The organism is Nocardioides speluncae (assembly GCF_003121585.1).
Taxonomy (GTDB): Bacteria; Actinomycetota; Actinomycetes; order Propionibacteriales; family Nocardioidaceae; genus Nocardioides; species Nocardioides speluncae.
The window spans coordinates 1-12,172 of the sequence record NZ_QEOO01000013.1; the positions used below are offsets into that span (position 1 = coordinate 1).

Here is a 12,172-nt window from a genome sequence, read left to right on the forward strand (position 1 = left end):
ATCGGTAAGCCGTGTGCGGGAAAACCGCACGCACGGATTGAAAGGGGAATGGGGAAACGGGCCAGCAATGGCACCGCGCCCCTGACTACCAATGGCCGACTACGTGCAGCCCACTGTCGACGTACCAGCCCTGACCACGTTGCTCGACGGCGAGTACGCCGCCGTCCGCGACACCGTCCGCAAGCACCTCGCGCAGCACGCCGGCATCGTCGTCGATGAGCAGACGATGGGCCGAGACGAGTTCCGGGAGCGGGTGCGCGACCTGGTCGTCGAGGCGGCCGACGCGGGCCTGACCGGGTACGGCTTCCCGAAGGAGTACGGCGGCGGTGGCGACGTCGGCGCGTCGATCGCGGCCTTCGAGACACTGGCCTTCGGTGACCTGTCGGCGCTGGTGAAGTTCGGCGTGCAGTTCGGCCTGTTCGGCGGCGCGATCCTGCAGCTGGGCAGCGAGCGGCACCACGCGGCGTACCTCTCCGACCTCATCAGCGGCAGGCTGATGGGCTGCTTCGCGATGACCGAGACCGGGCACGGCTCCAACGTCCAGGCGCTCGGGACGACCGCGACGTACGACGCGGCCACCCAGGAGTTCGTGATCACGACTCCGGACCGGAGCGCGCGCAAGGACTACATCGGCAACGCCGCCCGGCACGCCGAGCTCGCCGTGGTGTTCGCGCAGCTGCTGCCGGCGCCGGAGGCTGCGTCGGAAGGTGTGCATGCCTTCGTGGTGCCGCTTCGTAAGAAGGGCTTGGGGAAGGACGGCGAGCCGCTGCCCGGCGTACGGATCGAGGACTGCGGCCACAAGATGGGCCTCAGCGGCGTCGACAACGGACGGATCTGGTTCGACGGGGTGCGGGTGCCGCGCGAGGCGCTGCTCAACCGGTTCGCCGACGTGACCGCGGACGGCGTCTACACCTCCGAGATCGAGAACCCCAACCGGCGCTTCTTCACGATGCTCGGCACCCTCGTGCAGGGCCGGGTGAGCGTGGGCGGCGCCGGCATCAACGCCGCTAAGGTCGCCTTGACGATCGCGCTGCGGTACGCCGAGCGGCGGCGCCAGTTCGAGACCGGCGCCGAGGAGGGGGACGGCGAGGAGGAGCAGCTGCTGCTCGACTACGGCATGCACCAGCGCCGGCTGCTGCCGCTGCTCGCCCGCACCTACGCACTCCACTTCGCCCAGGAGATCGTGGCCGGCCAGCTGCACGACGTCCTCTCCGGCGTCACCACCGAGGAGCGCGACCGCCGTGCCCTGGAGTCGCGGGCGGCCGGCACCAAGGCACTCGGCTCCTGGCACGCGACCCGGACCATCCAGGAGTGCCGCGAGGCGTGCGGTGGCGCGGGCTACCTCTCGGCCAACAGGTTCGCGGCGCTCAAGGCCGACACCGACGTCTTCACGACGTTCGAGGGCGACAACCACGTGCTGCTGCAGCTGGTCGCGAAGGGGCTGCTCACCGACTACTCCTCGGAGTTCTCCGATCTCGACCAGCTCGGCATGGTCCGCTTCGTCGCCGAGCTGGCCGTGGAGACCGTGATCGAGCGGACCAGCGTGCACAAGCTGTTCGAGCGGGTGAAGGACCTGCTGCCCGGCGGCGACGACTGGGACCAGGAGGCCGGGCTGCTCGACTCCAACTACCAGCTGGCGATGCTGCGCTACCGCGAGGAGCACATGCTGGCCGGGGTCGCCCGGCGGCTCAAGCGCGGCGTCGACGACGGGATGAAGCCCGGCGCGGTCTTCTCCCGGGTCCAGGACCATGTGATCGGCGCGGCCCGGGCGCACGTCGAGCGGCTGGTGCTGGAGGCGTTCGTGGCGAAGGTGGCCAAGACCGAGGACGGCGACAACAAGGTCGCCCTCGGGCTGCTGTGCGACCTGTACGCGCTGTCGGTGATCGAGGCCGATCGCGGCTGGTTCATGGAGCACGGCCGGCTCAGCAGCCAGCGGGCGAAGGCGATCACCCGCGAGGTGATGGACCTGTGCCGCAAGGTCCGCCCGCTCGCGGTCGACCTCGCCGACGCGTTCGGCGTACCGGAGGAGCTGCTGCAGGTCGAGCTGCTGGAGACCTCGTGAACGTCCCTGGCTTCGGCGGCTGGAACTCCGATCCGCTCTGGGCGCGGTTCTACGACTGGACCGTCGAGCACGAGCGGGTCGGCGGAGTGCTGTGGCGGGCCGGGATCGGCAGCGAGCTGCGCCTGCTGTACGACGCTGCCGCGGAGATCGGCCGGCAGCCGGCCGGTTCCCGGATCCTCGACATCCCGTGCGGCGGTGGGGTAGCGCTGCGTGGGCTGCGGCCCGGGCAGGGCGTCGAGTACGTCGCCGGCGACATCGCCCAGGCGATGCTGGACCGGACTCTTGCGGCTGCTCGGGATCGCGATGTCGCCGACCAGGTCAAGCCGCAGATCGCCGATGTCGGAGACCTGCCCTTCGCCGACGGTGAGTTCGACCTGGTGGTCTCCTTCACCGGTCTGCACTGCTTCCCCGACCCGCACCGCGCGATCGCCGAGATCGTCCGGGTGCTCCGGCCCGGCGGCGTACTCACCGGCAGCACGCTGCTCAACCGGTCCGGACTGCGCTACGCCCCGATCGGGCCGATCGGCCGCGCCGCCAACGTCCTCGGCCCCGGCCTCACCTACGGCGAGCTCACCGCCTGGCTCGCCGAAGCCGGCCTCGGCCACGTCACCATCGACCGCAGCGGCGCCCTCGCCTACTTCCGCGGGACCCGTCGCTGAGCAGAGCCGGCCAAATCGGACGGGGTTGTCAGGCACTCCCTGACGTTGTGGGCCGTTGCAACGCCCAACAAGGTCAGGAATACCCGGTCGGCCGGGGATTCCGCCACCCCGCGTCAGCCGTTCAGTGACCGCCGTTGACCTTCAGCCGCTCGAAGGACGCCTTGACCTCGGCGATGGCGTCCTCGCGGCCGACCCAGTTGGCGCCTTCGACGGACTTGCCGGGCTCGAGGTCCTTGTAGACCTCGAAGAAGTGCTGGATCTCGAGGCGGTCGAACTCGGAGACGTCGGAGATGTCCTGCAGGTGCGCCAGCCGCGGGTCATGCGTCGGGACGCAGAGGACCTTGTCGTCGCCGCCGGCCTCGTCGGTCATCCGGAACATGCCGATCGCGCGGCACTTGATGTGGCAGCCGGGGAAGGTCGGCTCCTGCAGAATCACGAGCGCGTCGAGCGGGTCGCCGTCCAGGCCGAGCGTGTCGGTGATGTAGCCGTAGTCCTCGGGGTACTGGGTCGAGGTGAACAGCTGCCGGTCGAGGTAGATCCGGCCGGTCTCGTGGTCGACCTCGTACTTGTTGCGCGACCCCTTCGGGATCTCCACGAGTACGTCGAACTCCAGCACCTCGGCGGCAGGCTCAGTCACAGTCAGCTCCATCGAACTTCTCGGGAATCGTTGGCCGCACCAAGTGGCCGCGCGGCGTACAGAAGTCTCGGCGATGCACCGCAACGCAAGACGACCGGCAGCCGGACACCGCCCGTTCTCGTGACCGGAGCCACAACCAGCAAGCCAGTAGGGTGCCTGCGTGACTGACGCGACGGGCAGCGAGGAGCGCCGGCGGCCGAGCCTGGCCGCCCGGTTCTTCGGGTACTGGTTGCCGACGCTGCTGGTCCTGGCGCTGGTGGGCGGCGCGTTTGCGGCGCACCGCTACGAGCTCGGCCCGCGCTGGCTGGGCTGGAAGGGCGACGACGCCGTCAACGCCTGCGGAGCTCCGGGTGGCAAGTCGATCGCTTCGCGATCGTCATGCCACCCGGCCGCCGTCGACCCGCCGGAAGGCCTCGACCTCCCCGATCTCGTCCCGGCCTCGCCGGTGGCCGAGCCGGTCCTCGATGGCGGCCCCGCCGATCCCGCGCTGGTCCGAGAGGCGCTGGCGCCGTACCTCGGCGACAACGACCTCGGCAAGCACGTCGCGGTCGCGGTGGCCGAGCTGGGCGGCGGTACGCCGGTCTTCGGCACCGCCGACGAGCTGGCCACCCCGGCGTCCACGATGAAGCTCGTCACCAGCGCCGCCGCGCTGGCCGCGCTGGGCCCGGACCGCACGTTCGAGACCTCGGTGGTTGCTGGCCGCAGCCCGCAGCAGATCGTGCTGGTCGGCGGCGGCGACCCGTTCCTCGCGTCCAAGCCGTTGCCGCCGGAGGTGCGCGACCTGACCTACCCGAGGCGGGCCGATGTTCGCACACTCGCCAAGAAGGTTGCTGCCAAGCTGGTCAAGCAGGGCCGGCGGTCGGTGAAGCTGGCCTACGACGACACCCTGTTCACCGGCCCGACCGCGAGCCCGCAGTGGCAGCCGGACTACATCGCGGACGCGATCGTCTCGCCGATCACCGCGCTCTGGGTCGACAACGGCGAGCCAGCGTCCGGCCTGGGCCGGGTGGCCGACCCGTCGGCGTACGCCGCGGATGTGTTCGCGCAGGAGCTGGCGGCCGCCGGCGTCAAGGTCGTGGGCGCGCCGACCAAGCAGGCGGCGCCACCGAGCGCAGCCAAGCTCGGCACCGTCGAGAGCGCGCCGGTGCTGCAGATCGTCGAGCGGCTGCTCGACGTCAGCGACAACGAGGCCGCGGAGGTCCTTGCCCACCACGTCGGCATCGCCGAGATCGGCGAGGGCTCCTTCGCCGGCGGCAGCAAGGGCGTGGTCGCGGTGCTGCAGGACCTCGGCGTGACGCTCTCCGCGAAGGAGAAGGTGTACGACGGCAGCGGCCTGTCCCGGAAGAACCGGCTCACGACCGCGACCCTGCTGGCGGTGCTGCGGGTAGCCGCCAGCGAGTCCCACCCCGAGCTCCGGTCGCTGATCACCGGCATGCCGGTCGCCGGCTTCACCGGCTCGCTGACCGACCGCTTCGACAGCGGCGCCCCGGAAGGGCGCGGGCTGGTCCGTGCGAAGACCGGCACCCTGTCCGCTGCCGGCGTACACGGTCTTGCGGGTGTGGTCACCGACAAGGACGGCACCCTGCTGTCCTTCGTGGCGATCGCGGACCAGGTCGCCGTCGCCGACGCCCTGGACGCGCGCGACACGATCGACAAGATGGCCGCCGCCCTCGCCGGCTGCCACTGCACGGAGACGCCGACGGCAGCCGAGACGCCGTCCGAGACGCCCACGGGGTCTCCGAGCGAGTCACCCACTGATACGCCCTGAATCGAGGACACCGGGCTCACCCACGCCCACGTAGGCTCCTCCGCATGACGAACAGCGCGCTCACCATGGTCGACTGGGACTTCGCCGTCGGCGTCGGCTCGCGCATCGCCGGCGACGGGCCGGAGGTGTCGAACGAGCAGGCGGCCGAGGCGGTCGCCGAGCTGCGCGCTGGGGCGGACCGCTCGACCGGCCTGGTGCGGGAGTACACCGGTCTGGTCGCCGCCGAGAAGACCGCGCCGGTGCTGGTCGTGGACCGCCGCGGATGGGTGCAGGCCAACGCCGACGGCTTCGCCACGATCCTGGAGCCGTTGGTCGCCAAGCTCGCGGAGAAGAAGAACCAGCCCGGCCCGCTCGCCCAGAAGGTCGGCTCGCGGGTGACCGGAGCCGAGGTCGGGGCGCTGCTCGGCTTCCTGGGATCGCGGGTGCTCGGCCAGTTCGACCCTTTCTTCGACCCGGCCGGCCGGCTGCTGCTGGTCGCCCCGAACATCGTGCACGTCGAGCGCGAGCTGCAGGCCGACCCGACCGACTTCCGGCTCTGGGTCTGCCTCCACGAAGAGACCCACCGGGTCCAGTTCACCGCGGTGCCGTGGATGCGCGACCACCTGTACGCCGAGATGACCAACCTGGTCAGCGGCTTCGAGCCGTCCTCGCTGCTCGACGAAGGGCTCAAGCGGGTCTCCGAGGCGCTCCGTGAGGGCGCCGGCCGGGGCAGCCTGATGGAGCTGATGAGTACGCCGGAGCAGCGGGCCGCGATCGAGCGGATCACCGGCGTGATGTCGCTGCTCGAGGGCCACGCCGACGTGGTGATGGACGGCGTCGGCCCGCAGGTGATCCCGAGCGTCAAGGAGATCCGCAGCAAGTTCACGCGCCGCCGCAAGGGCGTCGGCACCCTCGACCGGATTCTGCGCCGGCTGCTCGGCCTGGACGCCAAGATGGCGCAGTACCGCGACGGCGCCGCCTTCGTCCGCGCGGTCACCGGCCAGGTCGGGCACGACGGCTTCAACGCCGTCTGGGCCGAGCCCGGCAACCTGCCGTCCAAGGCCGAGATCACGGACCCAGAGGGCTGGGTCCGCCGGGTCCACGGGTAGCCGGATGAGTCTGGACCCCGCCGTCGCCGCCGTACGCCGCGCGGTCCGGGCCGCTCTCGACGGCGTCGAGCCCGGCTCGTCGGTCCTGGTGGCCTGCTCCGGCGGGACCGACTCGCTCGCGCTGCTGTCGGCCGCGGTCTTCGAGGGCCGCAAGGAGTCGCTGCGGATCGTCGGCGCCACCGTCGACCACGGCCTGCAGGAGGGCTCCACCGAGCACGCCGAGCGCGTCGTACACCAGATGGCCGAGCTGGGCGCGACCGAGACGATCAGCGTCTCGGTGCACGTCGACGGCGGTGGCCTCGGCCCCGAGGCAGCGGCGCGGCAGGCGCGGTACGCCGTACTCGAGGAGATGGCCGAGCGCGTCGATGCCGGCGTGATCCTGCTCGGGCACACCCGCGACGACCAGGCCGAGACGGTGCTGATGGGACTCGCGCGCGGCTCGGGCGGCCGCTCGATCGCCGGCATGCGCCGCGCCTTCGGCCGCTACCGGCGACCGCTGCTCGACGTCTCCCGCGCCGACACGGCCGCTGCCTGTGAGGCGGAGGGCATCGTGCCGTGGGACGACCCCCACAACGACGACCCCGCCTTCACCCGCGTGCGGGTCCGGCACCAGGTTCTGCCGCTACTGGAGACCGAGCTCGGGCCCGGGGTGGCCGTGTCGCTCGCGCGGACGGCAGACCTGCTGCGCGCCGACATGGAGTACCTCGACGGCGTCGCCGAGGCCGAGTTCAAGAACGCCCAGGAGCAGGGCCTCTCGGCCGCCGTACTCGCCGAGCTCCCCGCGCCGATCCGCACCCGCGTCCTCCGCCTCGCCGCCCTTGCTGCCGGGTCCCCGGCGTCCGACCTGTTCCACGAGCACGTCGTCGGCATGGACCGCCTGATCACCGACTGGCACGGCCAGAAGGGCATCGACCTCCCCGGCGGCATCCGCTTCGTCCGCAAGGGCATTGTCCTCGGCTTCCTGCGGTCGTCCGGGAGCTGACCCCGCCGCGAAACGTTGTCAGATCTTTGTCAGATCGGATCTGTATCGTCCTGCTTCACCACGCCTCGCTCCCACCACTTCACGCGAGGCCAGACGGTCGAGGGCAGCAGCATGCACGTACGAACCAGATTCACCCTGTTGTTGGCACTGTTCCTCCCGTTGCTCGTGGGGGTGCCCAGTGGGCCGGCGGTCGCCGAGACGTCGATGTCGTCGGCGCAGCTCAACTCGCTGTGGAACGCCTACGGAGACGAGGGCGGGCACTGGACCGGCGGCGACAGTACGACGTCGGTGCCGCTGCCGGACGGCCGGATCGCCTGGCTGTTCTCCGACACCTTCCTCGGCACCGTCAACCCGGACCACTCGCGGCCCGCGAGCACACCGATGGTCAACAACACCCTGGTCGTGCAGAGCGGGAGCACCCTCGGGCCGACGCGGCACGGCGGCACCACAACAGCGCCGAAGGCGCTCGTGGAGGCGACCGAGTCCGGCGAGTTCTACTGGGTCGGCGACGGCACGGTCACTGGCGGCAAGCTCAAGGTGTTCTACAACCGGTACAAGCGCAACAGCTCGGCGTGGATGGACATCAGCCTCGTCGGCACCGCGCTCGTGACGTTCGACCTGCCGTCGCTGACGGTCTCGGGCATTCAGCAGCTGCCGGTCGGCGCCACGACGACCTGGGGTTCCGCCGTACTCGAGGACGGCGGGTACACCTACGTCTACGGGACCGAGGACGCCGGTGCTATGAAGTTCGCGAAGCTGGCCAGAGTCGACGCGTCGCTCGCCGGCAGCTGGGAGTTCTGGACCGGCTCGACGTGGTCCGCCTCGGAGCCGGCGGCAACCCGGTTGCTCAGCGGCGTCGGTACGGCGTACTCGGTGGACAAGATCAACGGGCAGTACGTGCTGACCACCCACGACACCAACGTCGGCTTCGGCCCCTCGGTCATGGCCCACACCGCGCCGGCGCCGACGGGCCCGTTCGCTGCTCCGCGGTACCTCCTCGATGCGCCGGAAGCTTCGGCGGCCCAGGGACGGTACGTGTACGACGTACGCACCCACCCCGAGCTCGCCGCCGCCGGGAAGCTGCTGCTCTCCTACAACTCCAACGCGTTCAGCCATGAGCAGAACCTGGCCGACGTCCGCATCTACCGGCCGCGGTTCGTCGAGGTCGCCTGGCCGCCGCCCGCGCCGGGCGCCGTACCCGCGGCGCCGTCCGGGCTCACCATCAAGGGCAATGCCAGTCCGGTCGACCTCAGCTGGACACCGGTGAGCGGGGCGGACTCCTATCGCGTGTACCAGCGGGATGTCACCGCCGGCCAGACCCACTTCGCCCGGGACGGCAAGGTCTTTGAGGAGCCGTCGGCTTCGTATGGGTTCCTCACCGACGGTCACCTGTACGAGTTCCGCGTGGTGGCGGTGAACGCCGCCGGGGAGAGCCAACCGAGTGCGACGAGGACGGTGACCGTCGACGTGGCGCCGCCCCCCGCGCCAACGAACCTGCGTGGCGTGGTGAACGGAGACGGCAGCGTCGACCTGTCTTGGGACGCACCCGACGTTCCCTCGCACTTCGTGGTCTACCGGCGCAACGTCAGCATCGGAGAGACCGCGTTCTCCTTGGTGTACAACCCGGACCCCGGCGCGCGGACACTGACCGTCTCGGACCTCGGCGATGCGCAGGAGCACGAGTTCAAGGTCGCCGCGTCCAACGGCGCGGGGGAGGGTCTCACCAGCGCACCGATCCGGCTCACGTCGCGCTACGACAAGCCCGGCGCGCCGACGAGCCTGCAGGCGACCCCGGACCGCGCGGGCGGCATTGCCCTCACCTGGCAGCAGCCGGAGGCGAACGCGTGGTACTGGGTGTACCAGCGTGACATCACCGCGGGCGAGACCGAGCTGAAGCGCCTTGAGTACCCGGTGACCGAGGGCACGTCGGCCGACCTGGGCGGCTACGAGGACGGTCACGAGTACGAGTTCCGGGTCGCGGCGGTCAATGCCGGCGGCGAGGGCCCGCAGAGTACGACGGTCCGAGCGACGGCCTGGGTCGACAAGCCGCTGGCGCCGACCGGGCTGGTCGCGACCGCCGGCACCGACGGCTCGATCGACCTGGACTGGGACGGCACCGGCGAAGGCCTGTACTTCTGGGTGTACCAGCGTGATGTCACGGCTGGTGAGACCGAGCTGGTTCGGCTGGAACTCCCGGTCACCGACGGTACGGCGGCGGAGCTGGGCGGCTTCCTGGACGGCCACGTGTACGAGTTCACCGTCGCCGCCATCAACCAGGGTGGCGAAGGCCCGCAGAGCGCGACCGCTCGGGCGACCGCGCGGGTCACCGCACCGGCCGCGCCGACCGGGCTGTCGGCGGTGCCGGGCGATGGCGAGGTGGCGTTGTCCTGGACGTCCAGCGGGCCGGACGCCTGGTACTGGATCTACCAGCGTGACGTGACGGCCGGCGACACTGAGTTCCTGCGGCTGGAGTATCCGGTGACATCCGGATCCTCGTTTACCGCGGGCCTCCTCGCGAACGGGCACACGTACGAGTTCAAGGTCAGCGCGATCAACGCCGGCGGCGAAGGCGCGCAGAGCGCGGCCGTACAGGCCAGGCCGATGCCGCCCAAGCCGGTTCAGGTGACCGGCCTGACCGCGCAGGCTCGCGCCGACGGCTCGGTCGACCTGCAGTGGACCGGCCCGACGGGCAGCTACTTTTACTGGATCTACCGGCGTGACGTGACCGCCGGGCAGACCGGCTTCACCAAGCTCGAGTACCCGGCGGAGAACACGAGCTTCGCCGTCGAGGGCCTGACCCACGGCCACATCTACGAGTTCACGGTCGCGGCGACGAACCTGGCCGGTGATGGGCCGACCGCCGCCCCGGTCCGGGCGACCGTCGACTACGCGCTGCCTGCCGCACCTACCGGACTCGAGGGCGAGACGGCGGGTGACGGGTCCGTCGTACTCTCCTGGCGGCCGACCTCGGACCGGGACCTGTACTGGGTCTACCGGCGCGACGTGACCGCGGACCAGGTCGGGTTCACCAAGTCGGCGCTGCCGGCCAGCGACCCGACCGCCACGATCGGCCCACTTGTCCACAACCACGTCTACGAGTTCAAGGTCAGCGCGGAGGGACCCGGCGGTGAAGGTCCGGCGTCGTCGACCGTGCAGGTGACCTCGAAGGGCGGGCTGCCGCAGCCGCCGAGCGGGCTGACCGCGGACGCCGGGAACGCGCAGGTGCAGCTGAGCTGGCAGGCCAGCCCGACCCCGAACGTCATGTACTGGGTCTACTACCGCGACACCGTCGAAGGTGACCCGTTCCGGCGGCTCGAGCTGCCGTCGTCGGACACCAGCGTCACCGTGAAGCCGCTGACCAACGGGCACCGGTACGAGTTCCGGGTGGCCGCGACGAACGCCTCCGGCAACAGCGCGCCAAGCGGCATCGTGTCGGCGAAGCCGCTGCCGCCCAAACCGGCCGCCCCCACCGGGCTGGAGGCGATCGGTGACGACCACAAGGTCGGGCTCGGCTGGAACCAGACCTCCGGCGCCAACAGCTACCGGGTCTACTACCGGGACGCCTCGGCCGGCCAGACGACGTGGCGACAGTACGGGTCGGCGCGCGACGAGTGGTGGCGCACCGTGTCGGGGCTGGAGAACGGGCACCGGTACGAGTTCCGCGTGACCGCGCTCAACCTGGCGGGAGAGAGCTCACCGTCGGCGATCGTCAGCGCCACGCCGCGCCCGCCTGCGCCGGCCGCACCGTCGGGCCTGCACGCCACGGCGGGCAACGGCCAGGTCAGCATGTCGTGGACCGCGAGCCCGACCTCGAACGTGTACTACTGGGTCTACTACCGGCCACAGGGCCACTCACAGTGGTACTACTTCAGCAAGCCGGTCTACGGGACCAGCTTCGTGGCGAGGCCGCTGTACAACGGCTTCAACTACGAGTTCAAGGTGACCGCCGCCAACCTGGGCGGTCAGAGCGGCTACTCCAACACCGTCACCGCCAAGCCGTTCCTGCCGATCCCGTCGACCCCGGTCGAGCTCAAGGCGACGGCCGGCTACAGCAAGGTCTCGCTGGACTGGTCGGCCGGGGCGATACCGGGCGCGTACTACTGGGTCTACTTCAAGCCGGAGGGCAGCTCCAGCTGGTACTACCACCCGAAGCCGGTCACCGGCACCTCGTTCGTGCATCGGTCGGTCGTGGACACGTACACGTACCAGTACCGGGTGACGGCGGCGAACGCGGCTGGCCAGAGCGGCTACTCGAACACCGTCAGTGCCACGCCCATGCCGCCACCCCCAGAGGTATCGGATCTGCGTGTGACCAACGACGACCGCTACATCGGCCTGCGGTGGTCCGCGCCGTACAGCACCAAGCTGACGTTCACCGTGCAGACCAAGGAGGGCACCAGTTGGCGCACCGTCGTTCCCGGCAGGTGGTCGATGGCGACGCCCGGCGGGAGCCCTTACGACGAGACGGTCACGTTCGAGTCCCTGCGGAGCAAACAGGCCCATGAGTTCCGGGTGCGCGCCGAGAATCCCTCCGGAGTCGCCTACTCGAATACGGTGACGGTCCGGCGGCCAACCTCGTTGGCGGCGATGTACTACTCCCTCACCGCAGCGACTGACGCCAGTTGGGCCAAGTTCGGGGAACAAAGGCTTGCCCCACCCGATCCCTGGTACCCGTGGGACTGGTCGAACGACGGGTGCTCGACTCCCTGGTGGACTCTCATCGGGGATAGCCCGTACGACTTCTACTTTCCCTGCATCCGGCACGACTTCGGGTACGGCAACCACGCCCGCGCCGGCGTCAACGGTGAAAATGCGCGGGCCCGTATCGACTACACCCAACTTTTTGATATGAAGCGGGAGTGCGAGGAGATTTGGGGTAGCGACCGCAGCTGTTTTCGTTGGGCCCACCTGTTCTACGACGGGGTGCGCGCGTTCGGGCAGGACGCATGGGAGGACTGAGCGGGGACAGGGCAGAT

At 70.4% G+C, this 12,172-nt stretch carries 7 protein-coding genes; 6 read left to right on the top strand and 1 reads right to left on the bottom strand.

What is annotated here, in order from left to right; translation table 11 throughout:
* Positions 1-91 precede the first annotated feature (91 nt).
* A complete protein-coding gene (locus tag DDV73_RS06465; protein WP_109506433.1) occupies positions 92-2,062 on the top strand; it encodes an acyl-CoA dehydrogenase family protein in 1,971 nt (656 codons plus the stop codon).
* Positions 2,059-2,721 (top strand): class I SAM-dependent methyltransferase, encoded by a 663-nt coding sequence (locus tag DDV73_RS06470; protein ID WP_161962303.1) that lies wholly within the window; start codon positions 2,059-2,061, stop codon positions 2,719-2,721. The genes DDV73_RS06465 and DDV73_RS06470 overlap by 4 nt, the downstream gene beginning before the upstream one ends.
* 121 nt (positions 2,722-2,842) lie before the next feature.
* On the opposite strand, the gene DDV73_RS06475 is transcribed toward DDV73_RS06470, so the two are convergent.
* The gene (locus DDV73_RS06475; RefSeq protein WP_476703541.1) at positions 2,843-3,358 is read right to left on the bottom strand and encodes an inorganic diphosphatase; all 516 of its coding nucleotides are present in this window, start codon (positions 3,356-3,358) and stop codon (positions 2,843-2,845) included.
* Positions 3,359-3,518: 160 nt separating this feature from the next.
* Here DDV73_RS06475 and dacB point away from each other — a divergent pair, with 160 nt between their 5' ends.
* From dacB to DDV73_RS06495, 4 genes are all read left to right on the top strand, one after another.
* Positions 3,519-5,126: a D-alanyl-D-alanine carboxypeptidase/D-alanyl-D-alanine endopeptidase gene (dacB, locus tag DDV73_RS06480; protein WP_109506435.1), complete on the top strand. Its 1,608-nt coding sequence runs from the start codon at positions 3,519-3,521 to the stop codon at positions 5,124-5,126.
* Positions 5,127-5,170: 44 nt separating this feature from the next.
* Positions 5,171-6,214 carry a zinc-dependent metalloprotease gene (locus DDV73_RS06485; RefSeq protein ID WP_240617154.1) on the top strand — a complete coding sequence of 348 codons (1,044 nt, stop codon included), beginning with the start codon at positions 5,171-5,173 and terminating at the stop codon, positions 6,212-6,214.
* A 4-nt stretch (positions 6,215-6,218) separates the two neighbouring features.
* Positions 6,219-7,196, top strand: a complete 978-nt coding sequence (gene tilS / locus DDV73_RS06490; RefSeq protein ID WP_109506436.1) for a tRNA lysidine(34) synthetase TilS — start codon at positions 6,219-6,221, stop codon at positions 7,194-7,196.
* A gap of 111 nt (positions 7,197-7,307) precedes the next feature.
* Complete coding sequence (locus DDV73_RS06495; protein WP_154402631.1) at positions 7,308-12,155, top strand: phospholipase A2; 4,848 nt, start codon at positions 7,308-7,310, stop codon at positions 12,153-12,155.
* Positions 12,156-12,172 lie beyond the last annotated feature (17 nt).